The organism is Parapedobacter flavus (genome assembly GCF_035818675.1).
Taxonomy (GTDB): domain Bacteria; phylum Bacteroidota; class Bacteroidia; order Sphingobacteriales; family Sphingobacteriaceae; genus Parapedobacter; species Parapedobacter flavus.
In genome coordinates this window covers 88,322-109,887 of sequence record NZ_JAYKZZ010000020.1, presented here as the reverse complement: position 1 = coordinate 109,887, position 21,566 = coordinate 88,322, and the positions used below count along the sequence as shown (strand labels likewise).

The 21,566-nt window shown below is 49.6% G+C and carries 25 protein-coding genes and 2 tRNA genes; 17 read left to right on the top strand and 10 right to left on the bottom strand.

Features of this window, described 5'->3' with window-relative positions; all coding sequences use genetic code 11:
- Positions 1 to 7: 7 nt before the first annotated feature.
- A complete protein-coding gene (locus U9S71_RS16630) occupies positions 8 to 976 on the top strand; it encodes a PorP/SprF family type IX secretion system membrane protein (RefSeq protein ID WP_326328746.1) in 969 nt (322 codons plus the stop codon).
- Here the strand turns inward: U9S71_RS16630 and U9S71_RS16625 are convergent.
- Entirely contained in the window at positions 973 to 2,157 is a 1,185-nt protein-coding gene (locus U9S71_RS16625) for an acetyl-CoA C-acyltransferase (RefSeq protein WP_326328745.1), read from the bottom strand. The genes U9S71_RS16630 and U9S71_RS16625 overlap by 4 nt on opposite strands.
- A 177-nt stretch (positions 2,158 to 2,334) precedes the next feature.
- Here U9S71_RS16625 and U9S71_RS16620 point away from each other — a divergent pair, with 177 nt between their 5' ends.
- The 5 genes from U9S71_RS16620 to U9S71_RS16600 all read left to right on the top strand — a co-directional run bounded on the left by U9S71_RS16620 (position 2,335) and on the right by U9S71_RS16600 (position 6,873).
- A complete protein-coding gene (locus U9S71_RS16620) occupies positions 2,335 to 3,213 on the top strand; it encodes a metal ABC transporter solute-binding protein, Zn/Mn family (RefSeq protein WP_326328744.1) in 879 nt (292 codons plus the stop codon).
- A 5-nt stretch (positions 3,214 to 3,218) separates the two neighbouring features.
- A complete protein-coding gene (locus tag U9S71_RS16615) occupies positions 3,219 to 4,007 on the top strand; it encodes a metal ABC transporter ATP-binding protein (protein ID WP_326328743.1) in 789 nt (262 codons plus the stop codon).
- Between the two features lie 12 nt (positions 4,008 to 4,019).
- Positions 4,020 to 5,309, top strand: coding sequence for a metal ABC transporter permease (locus U9S71_RS16610; protein ID WP_326328742.1), 1,290 nt, complete (start codon positions 4,020 to 4,022; stop codon positions 5,307 to 5,309).
- 5 nt (positions 5,310 to 5,314) lie between these two features.
- Positions 5,315 to 6,193: a metal ABC transporter permease gene (locus U9S71_RS16605; RefSeq protein WP_326328741.1), complete on the top strand. Its 879-nt coding sequence runs from the start codon at positions 5,315 to 5,317 to the stop codon at positions 6,191 to 6,193.
- Between the two features lie 137 nt (positions 6,194 to 6,330).
- On the top strand, positions 6,331 to 6,873 hold the full coding sequence (locus tag U9S71_RS16600; RefSeq protein WP_326328740.1) for a hypothetical protein: 543 nt from the start codon (positions 6,331 to 6,333) through the stop codon (positions 6,871 to 6,873).
- A 53-nt stretch (positions 6,874 to 6,926) separates the two neighbouring features.
- Here U9S71_RS16600 and U9S71_RS16595 read toward each other — a convergent pair whose 3' ends face one another.
- Positions 6,927 to 7,349: a VOC family protein gene (locus U9S71_RS16595; RefSeq protein ID WP_326328739.1), complete on the bottom strand. Its 423-nt coding sequence runs from the start codon at positions 7,347 to 7,349 to the stop codon at positions 6,927 to 6,929.
- A gap of 238 nt (positions 7,350 to 7,587) precedes the next feature.
- On the opposite strand from U9S71_RS16595, the gene U9S71_RS16590 reads away from it, so the two are divergent.
- A tRNA-Leu gene (locus U9S71_RS16590) sits at positions 7,588 to 7,669 on the top strand.
- Positions 7,670 to 7,901: 232 nt separating this feature from the next.
- Here the strand turns inward: U9S71_RS16590 and U9S71_RS16585 are convergent.
- Positions 7,902 to 8,450: a dihydrofolate reductase family protein gene (locus U9S71_RS16585; protein ID WP_326328738.1), complete on the bottom strand. Its 549-nt coding sequence runs from the start codon at positions 8,448 to 8,450 to the stop codon at positions 7,902 to 7,904.
- Between the two features lie 345 nt (positions 8,451 to 8,795).
- Positions 8,796 to 10,025, bottom strand: a complete 1,230-nt coding sequence (locus U9S71_RS16580; protein ID WP_326328737.1) for a TonB-dependent receptor plug domain-containing protein — start codon at positions 10,023 to 10,025, stop codon at positions 8,796 to 8,798.
- A gap of 65 nt (positions 10,026 to 10,090) precedes the next feature.
- Between U9S71_RS16580 and U9S71_RS16575 the strand changes: the two genes are divergently transcribed.
- The 7 genes from U9S71_RS16575 to U9S71_RS16545 all read left to right on the top strand — a co-directional run bounded on the left by U9S71_RS16575 (position 10,091) and on the right by U9S71_RS16545 (position 15,931).
- Positions 10,091 to 11,248 (top strand): sensor histidine kinase, encoded by a 1,158-nt coding sequence (locus U9S71_RS16575; RefSeq protein WP_326328736.1) that lies wholly within the window; start codon positions 10,091 to 10,093, stop codon positions 11,246 to 11,248.
- A gap of 1 nt (position 11,249) precedes the next feature.
- On the top strand, positions 11,250 to 11,681 hold the full coding sequence (locus U9S71_RS16570) for a LytR/AlgR family response regulator transcription factor (protein WP_326328735.1): 432 nt from the start codon (positions 11,250 to 11,252) through the stop codon (positions 11,679 to 11,681).
- Positions 11,645 to 11,950: a LytR/AlgR family response regulator transcription factor gene (locus U9S71_RS16565; RefSeq protein ID WP_326328734.1), complete on the top strand. Its 306-nt coding sequence runs from the start codon at positions 11,645 to 11,647 to the stop codon at positions 11,948 to 11,950. Before U9S71_RS16570 ends, U9S71_RS16565 begins: the two co-directional genes overlap by 37 nt.
- A 430-nt stretch (positions 11,951 to 12,380) precedes the next feature.
- Positions 12,381 to 12,686, top strand: a complete 306-nt coding sequence (locus U9S71_RS16560) for a hypothetical protein (RefSeq protein ID WP_326328733.1) — start codon at positions 12,381 to 12,383, stop codon at positions 12,684 to 12,686.
- A gap of 85 nt (positions 12,687 to 12,771) precedes the next feature.
- Positions 12,772 to 14,325: a glycoside hydrolase 5 family protein gene (locus tag U9S71_RS16555; RefSeq protein WP_326328732.1), complete on the top strand. Its 1,554-nt coding sequence runs from the start codon at positions 12,772 to 12,774 to the stop codon at positions 14,323 to 14,325.
- A gap of 63 nt (positions 14,326 to 14,388) precedes the next feature.
- Complete coding sequence (locus U9S71_RS16550) at positions 14,389 to 15,690, top strand: DEAD/DEAH box helicase (RefSeq protein WP_326328731.1); 1,302 nt, start codon at positions 14,389 to 14,391, stop codon at positions 15,688 to 15,690.
- Positions 15,691 to 15,703: 13 nt separating this feature from the next.
- Positions 15,704 to 15,931 carry a DUF1456 family protein gene (locus tag U9S71_RS16545; RefSeq protein WP_325641356.1) on the top strand — a complete coding sequence of 76 codons (228 nt, stop codon included), beginning with the start codon at positions 15,704 to 15,706 and terminating at the stop codon, positions 15,929 to 15,931.
- Between the two features lie 24 nt (positions 15,932 to 15,955).
- On the opposite strand, the gene U9S71_RS16540 is transcribed toward U9S71_RS16545, so the two are convergent.
- The 3 genes from U9S71_RS16540 to U9S71_RS16530 form a co-directional block, all read right to left on the bottom strand.
- Positions 15,956 to 16,198 (bottom strand): hypothetical protein, encoded by a 243-nt coding sequence (locus U9S71_RS16540; RefSeq protein WP_436410336.1) that lies wholly within the window; start codon positions 16,196 to 16,198, stop codon positions 15,956 to 15,958.
- Complete coding sequence (locus U9S71_RS16535) at positions 16,171 to 17,745, bottom strand: serine hydrolase (protein ID WP_326328729.1); 1,575 nt, start codon at positions 17,743 to 17,745, stop codon at positions 16,171 to 16,173. The genes U9S71_RS16540 and U9S71_RS16535 overlap by 28 nt, the downstream gene beginning before the upstream one ends.
- A gap of 80 nt (positions 17,746 to 17,825) precedes the next feature.
- Entirely contained in the window at positions 17,826 to 18,161 is a 336-nt protein-coding gene (locus U9S71_RS16530; RefSeq protein ID WP_326328728.1) for a Rieske (2Fe-2S) protein, read from the bottom strand.
- Positions 18,162 to 18,234: 73 nt separating this feature from the next.
- Between U9S71_RS16530 and ychF the strand changes: the two genes are divergently transcribed.
- Positions 18,235 to 19,335 (top strand): redox-regulated ATPase YchF, encoded by a 1,101-nt coding sequence (ychF, locus tag U9S71_RS16525; RefSeq protein ID WP_326328727.1) that lies wholly within the window; start codon positions 18,235 to 18,237, stop codon positions 19,333 to 19,335.
- Positions 19,336 to 19,399: 64 nt separating this feature from the next.
- Positions 19,400 to 19,471, top strand: a tRNA-Arg gene (locus U9S71_RS16520).
- A gap of 161 nt (positions 19,472 to 19,632) precedes the next feature.
- On the opposite strand, the gene U9S71_RS16515 is transcribed toward U9S71_RS16520, so the two are convergent.
- Genes U9S71_RS16515 through U9S71_RS16505 form a run of 3 tightly spaced genes read right to left on the bottom strand, consistent with a single transcriptional unit; the run spans position 19,633 to position 20,264 of the window.
- The gene (locus U9S71_RS16515) at positions 19,633 to 19,926 is read right to left on the bottom strand and encodes a helix-turn-helix domain-containing protein (protein WP_326328726.1); all 294 of its coding nucleotides are present in this window, start codon (positions 19,924 to 19,926) and stop codon (positions 19,633 to 19,635) included.
- Positions 19,927 to 19,962: 36 nt separating this feature from the next.
- On the bottom strand, positions 19,963 to 20,070 hold the full coding sequence (locus U9S71_RS16510) for a type II toxin-antitoxin system RelE/ParE family toxin (RefSeq protein WP_326328764.1): 108 nt from the start codon (positions 20,068 to 20,070) through the stop codon (positions 19,963 to 19,965).
- On the bottom strand, positions 20,028 to 20,264 hold the full coding sequence (locus U9S71_RS16505) for a hypothetical protein (protein WP_326328725.1): 237 nt from the start codon (positions 20,262 to 20,264) through the stop codon (positions 20,028 to 20,030). Before U9S71_RS16505 ends, U9S71_RS16510 begins: the two co-directional genes overlap by 43 nt.
- Before the next feature lie 389 nt (positions 20,265 to 20,653).
- Here U9S71_RS16505 and U9S71_RS16500 point away from each other — a divergent pair, with 389 nt between their 5' ends.
- A complete protein-coding gene (locus tag U9S71_RS16500) occupies positions 20,654 to 21,505 on the top strand; it encodes a bifunctional helix-turn-helix domain-containing protein/methylated-DNA--[protein]-cysteine S-methyltransferase (protein ID WP_326328724.1) in 852 nt (283 codons plus the stop codon).
- Positions 21,506 to 21,566: the final 61 nt, after the last annotated feature.

The window sequence follows — 21,566 nt, the reverse complement described above, 5'->3', positions numbered from 1 at the left end:
AGAAAACATGAACTATCCAATTTCCATCCTATGTGGTATCGTCGCCATCACCTGTTGCGGCCCGATGGCCTTCGGTCAAGCCGAATTACAGGGTAGCCAATACCTATTTCATAAAACATATATCAACCCCGCTTATACCGGATCGCTCGGCGATTTCTCGGCAAACATGCATTTCATGATGAAAGATGGCGTCGGCAATGCCAAAAACTCGTCCACCGTATCGTTGGCTGCCGACGCCATGTTGCCGGGCAAACAGCTGGGCCTCGGCCTCAATCTGATCCGCAGCCGGTTTGGGAACGACAGCTATACAACCGTTTATCTCAATGCAGCGTATCACCTACACGCGTCTGATGAATTGATCATCGCCTCGGGCATCGCTGCCGGGTTCCAGCAATTCGACATCGACCTATCGCAGCTTTCGGTGGTATCACCCGGCGACCCCGCTGCTGGTGAGGGAAACCTGTATAGCTCAAAGGTCGACCTGCGCGCGGGTATCTATGCCAGCTATTTAGAGAAGTTTTATGTGGGGCTTTCTTTTGATAATTTAACGTCTGTGTATGTCAACCGGGCCGATTACGAACATTATCTTCCATTAGAATTCAGGCGGCTCAACCTTTATTTCAATGCCGGCGCACGCGTTGCATATGACCAGGGACTGATGCTACGCCCCTCGTTGCTCATCTTGAAGACCTTCGGAGGGGCTACTACCATTGAGGGCGGTACCTTTCTAGACATCAGTCGGAATTTTTCCCTGGGCGTTGCCTTCCGGTACCACTCACAGGCCATGTCGAGCATCAACGATAACCAGAAACGCTACGCACAGAACATCATCCGGCCGATGCTAGATATCAACATCCTCAAATCGGGGAACCTGCGGATGAGCTATGGCTACAACATCAACGCCAACCGTCCGGGCAACTTATCGGCCGCCATGCACGATTTCGCGCTCACGTATCGCTTCCTTTCCAAGTACTAAGACGGCCGCATCCGCTCGATCACCAACGCACTCGCCCCGCCCCCGCCGTTGCAGATGCCGGCCACGCCGATACGACCATCGTGTTGTGCCAATACCGACAGGAGGGTAACCACGATACGTGCGCCCGAAGCGCCCAATGGATGGCCCATCGAAACCGCACCGCCATTGACGTTCACCAGGTCGGCCGACAGTCCCAATTCTTGGTTATTGGCGATGGCGACGACAGCGAAGGCCTCGTTGATCTCATAGAAATCCACCTCATCCGCGCCGATGCCGGCGTGCTGCAATGCCCGCGGGATTGCCTGGGCCGGTGCCGTGGTAAACCACTCGGGAGCTTGCTGGGCATCGGCGTAGCCCCGGATGCGGGCCAACGGCTGCAAACCCAATTCCTTCAGCTTGGCTCCGCTAACCAAGACCAGCGCCGCCGCACCATCGTTGAGCGTAGACGCATTGGCAGCGGTTACCGTACCGTCTTTCTTGAATACGGGCCGCAATGATGATATCTTGTCGAACTTCACGGCATGGATTTCCTCATCGGCATCGACAACGGTTACCTCCCCTTTCCGGCCGGTGATTTCGACCGGAACGATTTCCGCCTTGAACCGGTCCGCTTGCTGCGCCGCCTGCGACCGTCTATAGGATTCCTCCGCATAAGCATCTTGTGCCCCGCGATCTATACCGCATGTTTCGGCACAAAGCTCGGCGGCGGACCCCATGTGGTAATCGTTGTATACGTCCCACAGTCCGTCCTTCACCAAGCCATCTGTCATCTGTCCATGGCCCAGCCGGTAGCCGGTGCGGGCCTTATCGAGGTAATAGGGTACATTGCTCATGCTCTCCATGCCTCCGGCTACGATGATGTCTTTTGTACCCAAGGCGATGCTTTGGGCCGCCAGCATGATGGCCTTTGCGCCGGAAGCACACACCTTATTGATCGTGGTGGCCGGAATATCGGGAAGCCCCGCGAATTTGGCAGCCTGCGTGGCGGGCGCTTGGCCTAGATTGGCCGACAGTACGTTGCCGAAAAACACTTCCTCTACATCATCGGGCGCCACATTGGCGCGACCTATTGCCTCCCGGATGGCGATGCCACCCAATTGCGTAGCGGACAAACTGGATAAGCTACCGCCGAAACTACCGATGGGGGTACGCACAGCGGAAACGATATAAACTTCTTGCATAACTAGTAATTGATTATCATGCAAAGGTATGAAATCCAGGTTGAAATCCGGCGCGGACACCGATTCAGGCAACTAGTTAAAAATAACTTACAAAAAATGTTAGATTAATCTAAATTTTATATTTTTGTATTAAATATGGGAAAAGTTTACAGCTTTTTATTCGCGGTTTGCTGGTTGATGAGTTGCCTTTCGTGCCGACAGACGGTAAGCGAGCGCACCGAATCGGGAAAACCATACATCCTCGCCACCACTGGAATGGTGGCCGATATGGTGCAGCACATTGTCGGCGACTCTGCCACGGTGGAAGCACTGATGCGGCCCGGCGTAGACCCCCATCTATACAAAGCCAGCCAGGGCGACCTCCGGAAAATCCTGGATGCGGATTATTTGTTCTACAACGGGCTGCACCTAGAAGGCAAACTGGCTAGTATCCTGGAGAAGCAAGCGCGGGTGAAACCGGTTGTTGCTGTGGGTGATGATCTTAAAGGGCTGATTAAAGTGAATGAAACAACATACGACCCGCATATCTGGTTTGATGTGTCACTTTGGAAAGCAGCCACGGCCCATGCGGTGCGGCAGATGGCCGAACTCGACCGTGCCAACGCCGCTTACTATGAAGCAAATGGGCGACGTTATATGCAGGCACTCGATTCGTTAGATACATGGGTCACAGCCCGCATACACACCATCCCTCCCACCAAACGGGTTTTGATCACCGCTCACGATGCCTTTAGCTATTTCGGACGGGCGTATGGCATGGAAGTACGCGGGTTGCAAGGCATTTCTACCGTATCTGAATTCGGCCTTCGGGATGTATCGGGTTTGGTCGACTATATCATCACGCAAGGGATACCGGCGGTATTTGTGGAAAGCTCCGTATCCGACCGATCGCTGAAGGCCGTACTGACGGGTGTGCGGCAACGTGGGGGCACCGTGCGCATCGGTGGCAACCTCTTTTCGGATGCCATGGGGGCCGAAGGCACCGCGGAGGGAACGTATATCGGCATGGTGAAATACAATGTGAATACAATAGTAGAAGCGCTAACGGAAAAATAGAGCCTATGATTATACATACACAAGAACCGATATTGGAAGTGCATGATCTGATGGTTACTTATGGGCGCAAACCCGTGCTTTGGGGGGTGGATTTCACGCTACCCGCCGGCTGCATTGCGGGCATCGTGGGACCAAACGGCGCCGGTAAATCCACCCTACTGAAAACCATCATGGGGCTAATTCCACCATCCAGCGGGTATGTGAAGCTATTCGACCGCTCACTGGATGAGGTACGATCACGTATTAGCTATGTGCCGCAACGCGAGTCGGTCGATTGGGATTTCCCCGTTTCCGTATTGGATGTGGTGTTGATGGGGCGTTATGGCAAGGTTGGATTGCTGCGCAACACCGGTGCGCATGATCGCGCCATTGCCAGCGAATGTTTGGATAAGGTGGGGATGTCCGCTTTCGCCAAAAGGCAGATTTCACAACTATCCGGCGGACAGCAGCAGCGCGTTTTCCTTGCGCGGGCGCTGGCCCAGGAAGCAGACGTGTATTTCATGGACGAGCCTTTTGCAGGGGTGGATGCCGCTACCGAACAAGCCATCATCGAGCTGCTGCGGGAAATGGCGTCCAATGGGAAAACCATCGTCGTGGTGCACCACGATCTGCAGTCGGCACGCAGCTATTTTGATTGGATCGTACTGCTCAATATGCATCTCATTGCCGCCGGGCCGACCGACCAGGCGTTTACGGAAGAAACAGTCCAGCAAGCATATGGCGGTCGCCTCAACCTGTTGTCGCAGGTGGGCGACGTGATGGAGAAACGCGCGTTCCCCAGCAGGGAGCGCTAATTAAACGAGCGAATGGAAAGTTTTTTCGACTTTTTCACCTTTTCAGATCCTAACGTCCGCTACGTGGTGCTTGGCAATGTGTTGTTGGCCAGCAGTGCCGCCATGGTCGGTGCGTTTATCCTTTTGCAGAAAAAAGCGCTCATCGGCGATGCCGTGTCGCACGCCGTCCTACCGGGCATCTGTGCTGCATTTTTGTTTTCGGGGAGTAAAAACATCGGCTTCATGCTGGCCGGTGCCTTCATCACGGGGTGGCTGGCGCTGGTAGCCATCGATTACATCGTGGCGAAGTCTAAAATCAAGAAGGATGCGGCCATCGGATTGGTGCTATCGGTATTTTTCGGTACGGGTATGGTGATGATGACCTACATCCAGCAATCGGGCAATGCCGCCCAAAGTGGGCTCGACCATTTCCTGTTCGGCAAGGCGGCAACCCTCATCGGCTCCGACCTGTTGATCTTCAGCATCCTGGCTATCGTTCTTCTCGTTGTGGTGGGACTCTTTTTCAAGGCCTTTGCACTGGTCGCTTTCGACCGGCCCTACGCCGAGGCGCTGGGCTACCCCGTGCGCAAGCTCGATCTGTTGCTCACCAGCCTAACCGTGCTGGCGGTGGTAACGGGCATTACCGCCGTAGGCGTGGTGCTGATGGCGGCTATGCTGATTACGCCCGCCGCGGCGGCACGGTACTGGACGAATAACATCCGCCGGATGGTGTGGATAGCGGTAGCTTTCGGTGCGTTTGCCGGGCTGGCAGGTGCCTACATTTCGTACACGGCCCCCGCCATGCCCACCGGCCCATGGATGGTCGTGGTGTCCTCGGCAATCGCCTTCTTTTCCTTTTTCTTCGCCCCCACCAAAGGCATCGTGCCCAAAATGTACACGCAGTACAAAAACCGACGGATCATCGCTGAAGAAAATGCGTTGAAACGATTCTATCACCTGGGAGAGCGGAACAGCCACCTCCTTGGACTACGCGGGATGGATGAACTGGTGGATGCCAGCGATGTGAACGGACCGGCATTTAAAGTAGCTTTGCAACGGCTTGCCGCCAAGAAATCCGTGGTATCGGAAGGCCATCAATGGCGGCTTACGGAAGACGGGCGACAGCAAGCGGCGCGGGTGGTGCGGCTGCACCGGCTGTGGGAATTGTATTTGACGAAGTATATGCATATTGCGGCGGACCATGTGCATGACGACGCCGAAACGATTGAACATATTCTCACGCCGGAACTGGAGCGTGAGCTGGAGCACCAGCTGGGGTACCCGGAGAAGGATCCGCACAATACGGAAATACCGAAAATTTAAAATTGATGATAGCCTTTTGGATTATATTAACGGGATCATTAGTCGCTGTTACCTGCGGGCTGCTGGGCTGTTTTCTGGTGCTACGCAAGATGAGCATGGTGGGCGATGCCATCAGCCACGCGGTACTACCGGGTATTGTCATTGCATTCCTGCTTAGCGGGAGCCGCGAAACACTGCCCATGTTGTTGGGCGCCGGGGCTACCGGCTTGCTCGCCACGTTCCTCATCGAATATTTCCACCGGCGGGCAGGTCTGCAAACCGATGCCGCCATCGGCGTGGTATTTACCTTTCTGTTTGCTGTGGGCATTATCCTCATCAGCGCTTTTGCGGGCCAGGTAGATATCGACCAGGACTGTGTACTGTATGGTGAAATCGCGTATGTGCCGATCGACCTGTGGGTAACCGGCGACGGCACCATCATGGGCCCACGCCCCATCTACATCCTCTCGGGCGTACTGCTGTTGGTGGCCGCGTTTATCCGGTTGGGGTATAAAGAGCTTAAGCTCACCTCATTCGATCCGGCGTTTGCATCCGCGCTGGGCATCTCCACCGCCTTATGGCATTATTTATTGATGGCTGCGGTGTCGATCACCACGGTCAGTTCTTTTGAGTCGGTAGGGGCTATATTGGTCATCGCGTTCCTTATCGGTCCACCCGCCACGGCTTATCTGCTTACGCACGACCTGAAACGCATGCTGGCCATCACCGTCGTATTGGGTGTGTTTATCGCGTTCACCGGTTACTGGATGGCCTATTGGCTCAATGCATCCATCGCCGGCTGCATGGCCGTGGTAACGGGGATATGCTTTGCTAGTGTATTTGTTGTTCAACGACTGACCCAATCAAAAATCAGCCCACCCATCGCCAACGAAGTGATGCGTTAGGGCATGCCGACATTACGCAATCGCAGATTGTCGCTTTTTTACAATCACGTCTGATAAATCATCTCGATTTTTGTTGCTACCCATTGCAATGGGTGTGCGAACATATTGTAAATCAAAATTTTAAAAAAAGGAAAGTTATGAAAAACCGTTATCTGATCTACCTGATCTCCCTAAGCGTTGGTATTATGAGCCTGAATGGTTGTAAAAAAGGAGATATTGGTCCACAAGGGGAACAGGGGGTCCCGGGGGACAAAGGCGACACGGGAGATAAAGGCGATAAGGGTGATAAGGGCGACACCGGTACCGCCAATGTAATCTATTCGGACTGGGCATCGGTTACGTTCACCAACAGCGGCGGGGTTTACTCGGGAACCATAGAAGCACCAAAACTGACGGCAGATGTATTGAATAAAGGAGACGTTGCCGTTTACGAAAAGTTTTCTATCATCTTCCCTACGGCATCAACAACCTACAACAAGGTCCCCTACTCGCAGGGTTCCAATTGGGTGAGGGTGGAGCTGAGCGTGGGTGAAATCACGGTGAAATCCAATACAAACCACAGTTTCTCCACATTTCGTTATGTCCTTATCCCCGGAGGCGTACAAGCTTCGGCGGCCAGCAACTTAGATTTGACCGACTATCGGGCGGTCCGCTACTTCTTTGGCCTAGGTAATAATTGATCGAACAATGAACCTAACCCATCGTTTCGTGTCGATGGGTTAGGTTCAACGATCTATTTGGCGTTGATGGGGAAATTGATCATCCAACGCACACCGAATTTGTCTTCGAACGAACCGAAATAATCGCCCCAGAACTGGTCTTCCATGGGCATTTCCACCTTTCCTCCGGCCGATAGGCCGTTGAACAACCGGTCGGCCTCTTCGCGGCTATCAGGCGTAATGGAGACGTAGTTATTGTTGCCCACGTTCAACACATGCCCAGCAGAATCTAGGCAATCAGATGCCATCAGGGACTGTCCATTGCCTACCGGGATGGATACGTGCATGGCGTAATCGCGCTCTTTTTCCGGCAAATTTTCCGAGCCGGGCGTATCGCTCATCCGTTGGATGAATAACTCGCCACCCAAAACCGTTTGGTAAAAACGGAACGCCTCTTCCGCATTACCCGCAAAATTTAAATAAGGATTGAATACCATCGTATGATTATTTAAGTGTGAAATTGTTATTTCAATGTTCGCAGCTCTATACCAGCAACAACACAAAGGTAGTGTGTTTGGCTACACATCAACAGGGTAAATATGCCAATCTACAGGGGGAATTGCGACAAGTTAACACTCCTTCCCCCCGAAAGACGGTTTTTCGAAAAACATTTTGCGGAATACGGATTAATAAATACATTTGCATCCCCGATTGGGGAGTAGTACATTAACATAAGCCCAGGTGGCGGAATTGGTAGACGCGCTGGTCTCAAACACCAGTGGGGCGACCCATGCCGGTTCGATCCCGGCCCTGGGTACTAAAAAGACCTGTTGATCAGTCGATCTTCAGGTCTTTTTTATTTTCAGTGTGTTTGTTCAAAAATTTCTCAATCATCGGCACAACAAATTCACTTTCTTTTGTGTCGGATTTTAACCGCTGTCAAAAGTCAGTTTGTCTGCAGCTCTGTTGTCATTGTTTTAGTTTCTGTCTTGTTTTCGTTGCACACGGTCAAAGTGAAAAGTGTCAAGCCGAAAATTGCAATTGTTTTTTCATATTCCCGGTTCATAATAAAGTAAAATTGCTCCGTTAATAAAGGTTTTAGTCTTTTTGAGCTTGAAAATTGTCCTATCTTTAATATCCTCAAATAACGACAATCCCTTTCCTGCGATAACTGGCTGAATACAAAGTTGTAATTCGTCAATTAAATTCAAGTTCATTAACTGTATAATTAAACTGCGACTTCCAACAAAAATGTCTTTTCCCGATTGCTGTTTGAGTTCCAAAACTTCTTCTTCAAGGCTTCGATTTGCTAATTTAGCGCTTTTCCAATCCACCTCTTTAAGCGTATGAGAAAAAACAATTTTTTGGATCTTGTCAATAGCCATAGCAAAGTCATTCATTGATTTTTCTTCCGAAGGCTTCTCCAAAATCGTTCGCCAAAATCCCATAAGTTGATAGGTTGTTCGTCCATAAAGGATAACACCTGCATTGTTCAAAAGCTTAGTGTAGTGTTGATGTATTTCTTCGTCAGCGATTCCCGCAGTGTGGTCGCAGTTTCCGTCAATAGTCGTATTGAATGCCCCAATTACTTTTCTCATATTTTCTTCTTGCCAGTCATTAGGTTTAAACCGGATCAAGCGCAAAAACCCGCACCTTTTTCTGGTGAGGTAGTGCACTCAATTATTCGGACACCGAACGTCGTCATTAAAGATTACCTTTTTCAACCTCTTTTATCTCATTCGGTGTATGCCAGTGGCTCCGTTTGGCTTTTCGAAACCATGCCGCTAACGAAGTTAGGAATAAGTTCCCAAATCGGAAAATCATCCAAATACATTTATTCCACTTTGCCATTGAATAATCAAACCATATATCCTTATGATGCAACTGAATTTTTTCTGGAAACTTGCAACGATTACCTTATCCCTGGGCTTAGGCAGTATTCATCATGTTTTCTCGCAAAATGAAACCCCATACTTCATAGACGTTACCGCAACCCATGTTCCCACGGATAAAGAAGCGCATACCTTAGGCGTGGTGTTGGCTGATATAGACAACGATGGCGACCTGGATGCGATACTGGCTTTGGAACTTTTGCCCAATACGGTAGCCATGGTCTGCCCCGTCTGTATCCGTTTCCGTTGCGTGGATGCCAACAGGCTGACAAAGAACCGGTCGGCCCATTTCGTATCCACAAAACCGATATCCAACTTTCCGTTGCCGGTTCGGAACTGGTCGTTGAACCGTGTTGCCGGATTTTCCTTCGTGAAGTCGACCGCCTTGAAACCTGTCGACGCATCGGCATAATTGACTCCCTGCCCCCACACGTTGTAATTGTTATCCGAATGCGTATAAAACGTTGATATGCGGGCGGTTAGCTTACTTGCCGGGTGGGTATATTGACCGTGAACGACGGCCTGATGGGTGTTGAAAGAACCGTAACCGTAGCTCGTTTCGAGAAAATTTTTACGCCCGGCATCCGAAACCACGTTGATTGCACCGCCCAGTGCATCCGACCCCAGATCGACCGGCACAACCCCTTTATAGACATCGATGCGTTTGATGAGCGACACCGGAAGGTTATTGATGGTATAGGACGAGCCGAAATATTCCATCGGTATCCCGTCGATAAAAAACGTAACCGCGTTTCCGGACATGCCATGCAACGAGTACTTATAATTAGAGCCCATACCGCCCTCCTGGCGCACCCGTACCCCCGGGGTCCAATCCAGCACCCGGTTTAACTGAATACTTTGGTTTTGAAAATCAGCGGTTTCCACGGATTCCACACTAAAGCCGGTCTCTCTGAGGGCTTGCACTTGGGTTTTGCCAACCACATCGACCTCATCCAGGCTGACCTTATTTTCCTGCAATACGACTTTCAGGGGCTTACCCCCATCCTTTTTAAGTTGCAGCGCGACCTCAACCGCCGAATAACCTACGCACGCAACCTGCAGCATATAGTCGCCCACCGGGGCTTTAAAACCAAACTGCCCTTGGGCATCTGTAAGGGCCCCGAAGTCCGTTCCTCCCAACCTAACCGACGCACGAGCGATCGGATTGCCCGATGGAGAAACCACCATACCCCGTACCGTAACTTGTTCCTGCGGCCACGCGTGGCCGGCAAAGGCCAGGAGACAGAAAAACAACATACTTGGCAGGGATAGCTTAAACATCGGTAAATTGCAAATCAACTCTTTGTGAAAAATAAATCGCTATTTAGATTAATTATAAAATGCAAATGTATAATATTGTAAAGACAAAAGGATACGAATCTGTGAACGACGCATTTTACCCCATCAACGACACATCGTTTGCTAACGAAAGGGCTCCGAGGACCGAGAATAAGCTTAGTTGGTTGCGACGTGGACTGTTAACGAACCGGTTCAAAGAGTTCGTTTACCAACTCACCATCGTTTTACTATTGTTGGTGTTTTTCTGTTTTGAGCTTAACGAGGATCAGCACCAATCGTTGCATACGCTATTCAAACCCTCTGAACTGGCATTTTTTGCCAATTACCTGGCTGCGGCTATGGTGATCAATTATATATTGCTGCCCGCTTTCTATTACCGGAAGCGGTGGATTTGGTTCATTGCCACATTTTCGGTGCTGCTGGCCGTGGTCATTCTCGTCGATGAATTTGTCCTGGAGCAGATTTTCTTCCCCGATACCCGCGGAACCCATTTTCCCGGGTTGATGTTCACGCTGGTCGAAACGCTGCCCATCATCATTATCATTGTCGCTTTTAAGCTGGCATGGGATTCCAACCTCAGGCAACGCGAGCTGGAGCGCCTAGCCGGCTTAATGAAAGAAAGTGAAATCCAGTTTCTGAAATCACAGATTAATCCGCATTTCCTATTCAATAACTTGAATAGCCTGTACGCGTACGCTATCGACAATTCGCCGAAAACCCCATCCATTATCCTGGAACTGTCGGCCGTACTGCGGTATATGTTGTATGACTGCCAATCCGATTTCGTGCCCCTACCCCGGGAGATACAGCAGCTTGAAAACTACGTAGCACTGAATCAACTGCAGATCGAGAACAGGGGGGGAATCCGATTTTCCAAAGACATCGCTAACCTGGATTTTTCAATCCCGCCCCTTATCCTGATTGTTTTCGTTGAAAATGCCTTCAAGCACAGCGCAGGAAGTCAAGCGGCAGACATTACCATTGAAATCCACGTAACGGTCTCAGCAAATGGAAAGCTGACGTTTTTGTGCACAAACAATTATTCCCGGAATTACCGCTCGGAAGGTTTAGCTAAAGGTATTGGATTGGAAAATGTGAGGAAGCGCCTGGACCTGCAATACCCCGATGAACATACGCTAGACATACAGGACAACGGACGTATTTTCGTTACCAGGTTGACGATGCAACTAAAGAAAACGGACTAGGATGAGGTGTATTATTATTGAAGACCAAGCGCCGGCACGGCATATCTTGCAGAAGTATATCCACAACACGGATGTCCTTACGTTGGAAATGACGTTTTGTGACGCCCTTGAGGCAAGCGCATATCTTAGCCATCATGCCATCGATTTGATTTTTTTAGATATTAACCTACCGCGTTTTTCGGGATTGGATTTTCTCCGATCGGCACAAAATCATCCATTGACCATCCTGACGACGGCTTATTCTGAATTTGCATTGGAAAGCTATCAATTCAATGTGGTCGATTACCTGCTTAAACCATTTTCGTTCGAGCGCTTTTCCCAGGCGATCGACAAAGTAACAGCGATGAAGCGCTCGATACAACAAGCGGGACAGGAGCACGCCGTACCCGCCGATAAATGCGTATACATCAAGACACAAACCATGAGCTGGTAAAGCTCAACAGAGACGACATCATTTTCATTAAATCGGACAGTGATTACACGGAAGTGGTTACTACTTCAATCAACTACCTAACGGCAGAGCCACTGAAAGAATGGTTAGTGAAATTGGACGATGCGTTTGAGCAGGCCCATAAGTCGTACATCGTCAACACGACCCATCTAAAAAAGATATCGCACAACAAAATCCACCTATCCCTAAATCAGGTCATCCCGATTGGACGAGCGTTTAAAAAGCATTTTATGGAGAAGGTGCTGAAATGAGGTAGTGACTACTGAAATGAGGTAGTGACTACTGAAATCTGGTTTTTCACTATTGCCATATGCTTTTGCAGGGATGCAATTCCAATGAGCGTGCGCGCTATTTATTTTTCTACGCTTGCACGTCATCTTTTCACCAGTGCAATTTGGTTTCACGCGTGTGTCATTTGCTTTTTAACGTCTGTAACTCCGGTTAGCCCGCGTGCTATCCACTTTTGCAAGCGTGTAAATCATTTTCATACGATTGCAGGTTTGTTTTCCACGGATGAAATTCAGATTAGCACGCGTGCGCTTTACTTTTGCAAACGTGCAAATCATTTTCATACGATTGCAGGTTGGTTTTGCACGGATGAAATTCAGATTAGCGGGCGTGCAAATTGCTTTTACACGGTTGCAATTCCAATGAGCATACGTGCGCTTTACTTTTGCAAACGTGAAGATCATTTTTACGCGATTGCAGGTTGGTTTTGCACGGATGAAATTCAGATTAGCACGCATGCAAATTGCTTTTACACGGTTGCAATTTACTTTTGCACGCGTGCAGATGTTTGCGAAAAACGCAAAAATCGATGTTTTTGACACAACCAGTCCACATTCGCAAAAAAAAGTGAGCCAAAAAGATTTCCGGGGTACCCCAAAATATGGCACACTTTTTCTTGTTTTTCTAATTTCTTTCACTAATCGTTTCGACCAGGAAATGTTCCGAAACAGCGACCTTAACGATTGGTATAAATTTTGATTAGGTTAACGATATTTAGTTAAGGTTTATTTTTTACACCTCCTACAAAGGCAACGTATAAGTTAACGTTCCGGTAGTTAGAACGATGATGTTTCGCGGAATCTATCCCCTCCTTGTAGTACTCCTTATCTCGCTTGTTGGTGCATGCGAAAAGGGAAAAACCGGTGTCGATGCGCCCGACAGAACGGATACGGATACGGATTCCATCCCGCCCCCAACAACGGCACCCCCAACTGGAAACGGATCATTATTCCGCTATGGTTCCAATATGGGCGCGTACGCGGACTGGTCCGACGAGCAACTGGCCGAAATCTTAATCGGCAATCCGGACAAAGGTATCGCCGGTGCGGGTGTAAACAGCCTACGCCCGGCGATGTATGACCGCTTCGTGCAGCAATGGGGCTACGATATCCGAGTAAATGCGTTTGCGTTTTACGAGCAATTGGGCGGAAAAGACCACACCATCTTTCTCAACGGACCTTCCGACGCGCATCGGGACCAGACCCGGTACTGCAACGGCGCCCAATCGCAAACCTTTGCCAATCTTTATGAACCGATATGGGCATCGTCCGATAAGGTGAACCCGGATAACTACTACGCCAACTACGTTTACCATGTGGTGAAAACCTATGGCCCTTACGTAAAATACTGGGAAGTGTGGAACGAACCGGACTATACCAACAACTGGCCGGCCACCCAGACCTGGGGCCAGACGGATCCCAACCCCTGCGACCTGACCAACTTCGCTGCACCTATTCAATCGTATGTGCGCATGCTCCGGATTACGTATGAAATCGTCAGGCAACTGGACAACGATGGACTCGTTTGCGTGGGCGGACTGGGCTACCCCAGCTTCCTGGATGCGATATTGCGCAATACGGATAACCCGAACGGCGGCGGCGTCAGCACCGACTACCCCAAAAAAGGCGGCGAGTGGTTCGATTGCCTAAGCTACCACGTGTATCCGATGTACTATCTGGGCAGCAACCGAAATTCGGATGCGGCCGCTGCAGCCGTGGTGGATCATAAGGGCGCGTTTGAGGCGGTGCTGGACAAGTATGCTTACAATGGAACGACCCATTCGGAAAAGGCTTTCATCGTTACGGAAAGCAATATCCCCCGTAAAGCCATAGCCGATTATGTGGGTGGCGAGGAAGTGCAGCGTAACTTCTTGATCAAAGCCGCCGTGGTCGCCCAAAAAGCAGGCATCAGCGGAATCTATATTTACGGACCGACTGAAAGCCGCCCCTTAGCCGAGGTTGCCGACCCGTATCAGGCAATGGGCTTCTACCAAAACATCACCGCAGGTCCGTACACCGCCACTATCACACCCGGTGGCATCGCATGGCGCACTGTGAGCACGCTATTAAGCACCCGGCAATATGATCCGGCAGCAACGGCCGCATTACAGTTGCCGGCCAATATCGGGGGTGGCGCATTTTACAACGCCGAAGCGGAAGATCATATCTACGTATTGTGGGCCAAAACCAGCGGAGCCACCGAAGCCGCAATGGCTCAATACAGCTTCCCCGAATCGTTCGCCATCAAAACCGCTACGCAGTTCAACTGGGAAAATAAGCAGTCCACTGTAACCGGCACGGTATCGCTGACCGGATCGCCGGTATTTATTAGGCCTTAATGTCATCCTAACGATTTCTTCCTTTTGTTTTTCCCTATCTTTGCAACCTACGCATCCACACACATGGTCAAGCAGGCACTCCGTAATCTAAAAATAAACGCACTCAACGAAATGCAGCAGGCTGCACTCGATGTAGCAGAGAAACAGGACCTTATCCTGCTCTCCCCTACCGGCTCGGGAAAAACATTGGGTTTTCTACTGCCCTTGCTCCGCACACTAAAAATAGATGTACCTACCGTTCAGGCGCTCATTGTCGTTCCTTCGCGGGAGCTTGCCCTGCAGATCGAACAGGTTTTCAAAGGGATGGGCAGCGGATTCAAGGTCAACTGCTGCTATGGTGGCCACTCCGTGCGGGTTGAAATCAACAACTTGTCGCAACCGCCGGCTGTACTGATCGGCACACCAGGCCGACTGGCCCATCACTTGCGCCGCAAGACGTTCGATACGCGCACGGTGTCTACCCTGATACTTGACGAATTTGACAAAGCACTCGAATTCGGCTTCCAGGAGGATATGGCCTACATCATCAAGCAGTTGCCGTTCCTCAAAAAAAGGGTACTTACGTCGGCGACGCCGATGGATGACATCCCCGCATTTACAGCGATCACTAAACCGGCAACGCTGAATTATTTGTCAAACCAAGCATCAGTGCCCAACCTGAAACAAAAAGTGGTCATCACCGACGCTGCCGACAAGCTGGACACCTTGTTTGCGCTAATATGCAGCATCAGTGCGGAGCCCATGTTGGTTTTCTGCAATCACCGCGAAGCAGTGGAACGCATTAGCGACCTGTTGTGGGATAGGGAGCTTACCCATAGCATCTTCCACGGAGGGATGGAACAGGACGACCGGGAGCGCGCATTACTTAAGTTCCGTAATGGCAGCCACCGGATATTGATTACCACCGACCTGGCCTCGCGCGGATTGGACATCCCCGAAATTGAACATATCATCCATTACCAGCTACCGCATAACGAGGATGCGTTCGTACACCGCAATGGACGTACGGCACGGATGCACGCCACGGGAACCTCCTACCTGCTGCTGACACTCGATGAAAAGCCGGCCTATTTAACGGAAATGCCGGAAGAAGAAGTCATACCGGAAAATCCCGCGCTGCCCCCGCCAACGGATTGGGCGACGCTCTATCTGGCTGCAGGCAAAAAAGAAAAAATAAATAAGGTGGACATTGTGGGGTTATTGCTTAAAAAAGGGGAACTGGCCAAAGAAGACCTCGGACTCATCGAAGTATGGGACCATTCGGCGTATGCCGCGGTAAAACGCGACCGGATTGTGGAGGTCGTCCAGCGGGTTAGAAACGAGAAGATAAAAGGCAAAAAAGTCAAAATAGAAATTTCCAGGTAACAGCACATATACCATGAGCAACAATGACATCATGAAAAAACTCCGGGTGGCTTTAAAGTTCACCGACGATGATATTATCGAAGTATTGGCCCTGGCGGATTTCAGGGTAACGAAAACGGAGCTGGGTGCCATCTTCCGCAAAGAGGATCACCCGAATTTCAAACCTTGCGGCGACCAATTGCTCCGCAATTTCCTAAACGGACTGATTATTTATAAACGCGGCCCCCGGCCACGGAAGTAGTTTCCGAGGGTGGAATGCATCCATTCATTCTGTCACCCGCGTCGCTTTAAACGTACCGTTAGGCTGGATGGAATACATTACCGGCGCCTTATCCAATTGTTCATCCATTTCAAAGCGGAGGGCAAACCCATTTAATGCCTTCAATTTAAAATAATGATCGCCCTGTGCAATGGTTTCATAGTTGGTCTGACCCGGCACATCCATGAAAAGCACGCCATCTTTTACCGTGATCGTAATGGTCATCCCTCCAACGGCGTACTTACCCACATATGCTTGCAAGAGGGCTTGAGAAACCTCAATGGCCACGGGCTGCCGTTTAAATTGCCCGACGGATCATCCATCGTCATCGAGGCGCTCTCGACCTGCCCATCCAGACCGGTGCGGAAGTTGATTTTCATTCCGCCCGCCGCGGTATCGGCCCTACCGTCTTCACCGATTTCCTTCATTTCGAACACATCGTAATGGTAATGGCTTAGCCATACCCGGTCGTTGCCCAACGCTATTTTGAGCGTGTCGTTAGCGGCATGGATAACAAAGGTCCCATACGCCGGATGCGAATAGGTACCGGTATAGTCGGGCAGCCCATGCGTAGACCGCGTGCCCTTAATCCTGGCCAGACCCTCGGATTTGCTAGTATCCACCCCTGTGGTATCTTGCCTGATGTTATTTACGTTCCAATCGACAAACGGAAGCTCCAACCAGCGGTCGGCAATTAAGTTACGTACGACTGTAGGGACCGCCGACTGATTCTGATTGGATAGCACCACAATACCCAGCTGATCCGTTGGAAAAAAACAGGTACTTGCCGTAAACCCATCGATGTTTCCACCATGCTCCACCTGGTAGTGGCCGCGGTAGGAACTGACCATCCAGCCCAGGCCATAATTGGCCGTATAAACATCCTTGTACTTGGTTGGCAGCCCACCAGCCATCACCATTTGTGAGCTTGCTGCTTCTTTGACAAAATCCACCGGGAGCAATCGCTCGCCCTCATACTCGCCTCCTGCAATCCAAAGTTTGAGCCAGTTGGCCATCTCCAGCACACTACTGTTGATACTCCCTGCCGGACCCATACCGCGGATTTCAAAATAAGGCAACCGGGTGATGCCATCGTTTTTAGCAACCGTATAGCCTCGCGCCGCATCGGCGTCCGCCGCCATATCGTTTACATCGAAATTGGATCGGGTCATCCCCAGTGGCGTGAAGAATCGTTCCTTTATATTTTCCTCCCACGTTTTTCCGGACATCCGCTCGGCAATCATCCCCTGGGCAAGGTACATGAAATTGTTGTATTGCCATTTGGCCCGTAGATCGGCACTGGATTCCATATATCGCACCCGCTGCAACAGACTGTCTCGGGAGTCGGAGTTAAACACGTACCACGAAAAATCGTAGCGCGATAATCCCGTCCGGTGGGTCATCAGGTCGCGTACCGTCACATCGGCTTCACGCCCGTCTTTAAAATGGAGCTGCGGCAAATGTTGGATCACCTTGTCGTCCAATGAAAGGCTATCGCCGAACAGCTTGCCGACTAGCGCGGCTGTAAACGCTTTAGAGGATGAGCCGATGGCGTACAGAGTATGCGGTGTAGCGGGCAGCTGCTTTTCATAGTCGCGGTAACCAAAGCCCTTGGCGTAAACCACTCTGTCTTTGTGCACCACGGCTACGGAAAAGCCCGCCACTTGGTAATCAGCAAGCAATTTTTCCAACAACGAGTCAATGCCTTGGAGGCGGGCATCGGCTGGGGCCGGTTGCGCCCAAACAAGGGATGCGCCTACCATACAAACGGAAAGGACTAATAAATATTTATACATTGCTATCGATTAAGGTGTTACAATAAGTCTTTAATGATAAGACAACAAACTTGTAAAATCGTTACAGGTATGAACCGGCATTATTTATTGAACAATTTACCCAACCAGCTTTCCTTCATGCCGATGAACCACTCTCCCTCCCGTTCTTCCAGCGGATATATCGTGATGTAATCCCCTTGCCCAGGGTCGCCCCTACCCGTCTCCAGACTGAAGGCGTGCCGGTGGTACGGACAGATCAGGCGCTCCTTTTCGCACCATCCTCCGGAGAGGTCGGCCCCGGCATGCGGGCAACGTGCGGAAGTAGCATGCAATGCACCACCATCTCGTATGATGCAAACACCCTTACCAGCTATTTTTACTTTACGGATACCGTCTGTTTTAGGAATGGCCTCCTTGGCTACTTTAATCCACTTCATGCTTCTTCAAAGATAGTACTTAAAGATAATACTAATTGCTATCTTTGCCCCGTTTTCAAAAAACTCGATATTCATGGCATTACAGTGCGGCATCGTTGGCCTACCGAACGTAGGCAAATCCACCTTATTCAACTGCCTTTCCAACGCGAAAGCACAGGCAGCCAATTTCCCTTTTTGCACCATTGAACCAAATGTGGGCGTCATTACCGTACCCGATGCGCGCTTAAATAAGCTCGCCGAATTGGTAAAGCCCCAACGGGTGTTACCCAACACGATCGAAATCGTTGATATCGCCGGCCTGGTGAAAGGCGCCAGCAAAGGTGAAGGGCTGGGCAACCAGTTCCTCGGCAATATCCGCAACACCGATGCAATCATCCACGTGTTGCGCTGTTTTGACGATGGAAATGTGGTGCATGTAGACGGATCGGTCGACCCCGTGCGCGACAAGGAAATCATCGATACCGAATTGCAGTTGAAAGATCTGGATACGGTTACCAAGCGCCTGCAAAAGGTAGAAAAGCAAGCCAAGACCGGAAATGACAAGGAGGCGAAGCGGAGCTACGAAATCCTGTCGGTGGTGAAAACCCACCTCGAGTCCGGCAAATCCGCACGCACCGCAGCGATTACCACGGAAGATTTCGAGTTTATCAGCGACTTATCGCTGCTCACCGTAAAACCTATCCTGTATGTGTGCAACGTGGATGAGGCGGCGGTAACTTCGGGCAATGCTTATGTAGATCGTGTTCGCGAAGCGATCAAAGAAGAGGACGCTGAGTTGTTGATTATTTCGGCGCAGATTGAGTCGGAAATTACGCAGCTGGAAAGTTATGAAGAGCGTCAGCTTTTCCTCGAGGACCTCGGGTTGGACGAGTCGGGTGTAAACAAGCTGATCCGAGTGGCCTATAAACTCCTGAATTTAGCCACCTACTTTACCGCCGGTGTGCAGGAAGTGCGCGCATGGACCATCGAAAACGGGTTCACCGCACCGCAGGCTGCCGGCGTTATCCATACCGATTTCGAAAAAGGATTCATCCGTACGGAAGTGATCAAATACGATGATTTCATCCAGTACGGCTCGGAAGCGGCCGTGAAGGAAGCTGGTAAATTAGCTGTGGAAGGCAAGACGTACCTCGTTCAGGACGGCGACATCATGCATTTCCGTTTCAACGTATAATAAATGGTCAATTCTTGTTTTTCTTGATTGGGGAGAAACAAATAATTAATATCTTTGCACTCCTGTTCCCGTAGTTCAATGGATAGAATTTCAGATTCCGGTTCTGAAGATAGGGGTTCGAATCCCTTCGGGAACACAATAAAAGCACCGCTATAGGTGCTTTTTGTGTTTTCAAGGGATGAGAACCGAAGCGATGGCCGGGGTTCGAACTTTGTCGCTGTGGACAATGTATATGGGGCTGAGGGACGCAGCACATCCCTTCGGAAACAATAAAAAGGCGTTAGATGGAATATGAAGCTACACCTCTATCGAAATCTTAACCTTACCACCTAGTCCTTTTTCCACGATGTCGTACAGGGTCTTCAATGTAAGGTTGCTGCCGTTGTTTTCTATTCTTGAGATATATTCCCGCTTCCGATTCACAAGTTCACCCAGCTCTGCCTGGGTAAGTTGTTTGTCTTCCCGGGCCTTTCTAAGCAGCAAGCCGACTTTGAACCCTTCAAAATCCCTCTCCAGTGCATCCCTCCGTTCGGCACCTTTGGCACCGTATACGCTATCCTTAATATCCTTCCAGCTTGTAGTTTCCATCATTCGCTCCTTTCTGTTCGTAATATTCAGCCATTAGTCTCAAGCCCTGTCAATTTCTTTCTTCGGTGTCTTCTGCGTTTTCTTTTGGAAACCGTTCAGTAGTATCACCAATCGGTCACCATCAAAGAAACAGAAGACCCGCCAAATGTTTGTGCCCAGTTGTATCCGTGCCTCGTATAGGCCATTTGTTCGGTCATGGCTTTCAGGTAATTTGACGGCACACGCTCTAGCGTTTCAATGGCTTCGATAATCTTGAAAATCTTGTCCTGTACCTTTTGGGGCTGGCCGTTGAGGAAATCCTCAAAGTAGTTCCTGAATGCAATGACCTCCCTGACTTTCACGACACAAAGGTAACTTATAAGTTACTAGCATGCAAATCTAATCAGAAAGGCGTAAGGTTTGTCTGTTTTGATGCCGTCAAACTCAAAAGTCTCACAACAATTAATGTAAGTATTTTTTGGAGCTCGCCGATACGCTGCAGGAAAACAGGCAGCTCAGGTATTAAGCTTACATCGGAGGAATCCGGCTCCCCGAATTCAGTGCCGAACCCAAGAACCCGAAAAATATCAGGAAACAACAAGATGAAAAAATGCGGGACTGAACCGATAACCCAATGGGTAAAAATGCGTATTGGCCGATCCCAGCATCCAACCGACAGACAAAATTCAGCAAGTTTCGGATTTTATGACTGCAATATAATTTGGACATTTGCAACATAAAATTTATAGCGATGAATGAGCAACAGCAACTCAATTATAATCGAATTGCAGAAGCAATTGAATACATAAAAACCAACTTCAAAGAGCAACCCAATCTTGACGAAGTTGCTTCAAAAGTGCATTTAAGTTCGTTTCATTTTCAGCGTTTGTTCAGCGATTGGGCAGGAACAACACCCAAAAAATTTTTGCAATACATCAGCATTGAACACGCTAAAAAATTATTGACCGACAAAAAAGCTACGCTTTTTGACACCGCTTTTGAAACAGGACTTTCAGGTACAGGACGACTACACGACCTTTTCATCAACATTGAGGGAATGACACCGTCTGAATATAAAAACGGTGGCAAAAACCTTTTCATCAATTACAGTTTTGCCGAAAGCCCTTTTGGAAATCTGATTGTTGCTTCTACGCAAAAAGGCGTTTGCTATATAGCGTTTGACAATGACGAAAGCAACGCATTAAACGATTTGAAACAAAAATTTCCCAATGCAACTTTTCAAAGAAAATTGGATTTGACACAACAAAATGCGTTGTTTATTTTTCAAAACGACTGGGGCAAACTACCTGAAATAAAATTGCATTTGAAAGGCACAGATTTTCAACTAAAAGTTTGGGAAACGCTTTTGAAAATTCCAATGGGACAACTTTCCACATACGGCAACATTGCTGAACAAATTGGCAACGCAAATGCTTTCAGAGCCGTTGGCACGGCTATCGGAAGCAATCCTGTCGCTTTTCTCATTCCTTGTCATCGTGTTATTCAATCTTCGGGGAACATTGGCGGTTATATGTGGGGCAACACAAGAAAGACCGCTATCATCGGTTGGGAAAGTGCAAAAACAGACACTTTGGAAATATAGCAAGTTTCGGGTTTTCTGACACAATACACAATCCAATCTTTGCAACAGAATTTTAAAACGA

Bases quoted from the DNA above. Each gene is read 5' to 3' on its own strand.
- U9S71_RS16550 (WP_326328731.1), top strand. From the start codon at position 14,389: ATGGTCAAGCAGGCACTCCGTAATCTAAAAATAAACGCACTCAACGAA.
- U9S71_RS16610 (WP_326328742.1), top strand. From the start codon at position 4,020: ATGGAAAGTTTTTTCGACTTTTTCACCTTTTCAGATCCTAACGTCCGC.
- U9S71_RS16515 (WP_326328726.1), bottom strand. From the start codon at position 19,926: ATGATGGAAACTACAAGCTGGAAGGATATTAAGGATAGCGTATACGGT.
- ychF (WP_326328727.1), top strand. From the start codon at position 18,235: ATGGCATTACAGTGCGGCATCGTTGGCCTACCGAACGTAGGCAAATCC.
- U9S71_RS16615 (WP_326328743.1), top strand. From the start codon at position 3,219: ATGATTATACATACACAAGAACCGATATTGGAAGTGCATGATCTGATG.
- U9S71_RS16555 (WP_326328732.1), top strand. From the start codon at position 12,772: ATGATGTTTCGCGGAATCTATCCCCTCCTTGTAGTACTCCTTATCTCG.
- U9S71_RS16565 (WP_326328734.1), top strand. From the start codon at position 11,645: ATGCGTATACATCAAGACACAAACCATGAGCTGGTAAAGCTCAACAGA.
- U9S71_RS16605 (WP_326328741.1), top strand. From the start codon at position 5,315: ATGATAGCCTTTTGGATTATATTAACGGGATCATTAGTCGCTGTTACC.
- U9S71_RS16580 (WP_326328737.1), bottom strand. From the start codon at position 10,025: ATGTTTAAGCTATCCCTGCCAAGTATGTTGTTTTTCTGTCTCCTGGCC.
- U9S71_RS16570 (WP_326328735.1), top strand. From the start codon at position 11,250: ATGAGGTGTATTATTATTGAAGACCAAGCGCCGGCACGGCATATCTTG.
- U9S71_RS16575 (WP_326328736.1), top strand. From the start codon at position 10,091: ATGTATAATATTGTAAAGACAAAAGGATACGAATCTGTGAACGACGCA.
- U9S71_RS16600 (WP_326328740.1), top strand. From the start codon at position 6,331: ATGAAAAACCGTTATCTGATCTACCTGATCTCCCTAAGCGTTGGTATT.
- U9S71_RS16630 (WP_326328746.1), top strand. From the start codon at position 8: ATGAACTATCCAATTTCCATCCTATGTGGTATCGTCGCCATCACCTGT.
- U9S71_RS16625 (WP_326328745.1), bottom strand. From the start codon at position 2,157: ATGCAAGAAGTTTATATCGTTTCCGCTGTGCGTACCCCCATCGGTAGT.
- U9S71_RS16620 (WP_326328744.1), top strand. From the start codon at position 2,335: ATGAGTTGCCTTTCGTGCCGACAGACGGTAAGCGAGCGCACCGAATCG.
- U9S71_RS16535 (WP_326328729.1), bottom strand. From the start codon at position 17,745: ATGTATAAATATTTATTAGTCCTTTCCGTTTGTATGGTAGGCGCATCC.
- U9S71_RS16530 (WP_326328728.1), bottom strand. From the start codon at position 18,161: ATGAAGTGGATTAAAGTAGCCAAGGAGGCCATTCCTAAAACAGACGGT.
- U9S71_RS16595 (WP_326328739.1), bottom strand. From the start codon at position 7,349: ATGGTATTCAATCCTTATTTAAATTTTGCGGGTAATGCGGAAGAGGCG.
- U9S71_RS16585 (WP_326328738.1), bottom strand. From the start codon at position 8,450: ATGAGAAAAGTAATTGGGGCATTCAATACGACTATTGACGGAAACTGC.
- U9S71_RS16545 (WP_325641356.1), top strand. From the start codon at position 15,704: ATGAGCAACAATGACATCATGAAAAAACTCCGGGTGGCTTTAAAGTTC.
- U9S71_RS16500 (WP_326328724.1), top strand. From the start codon at position 20,654: ATGAATGAGCAACAGCAACTCAATTATAATCGAATTGCAGAAGCAATT.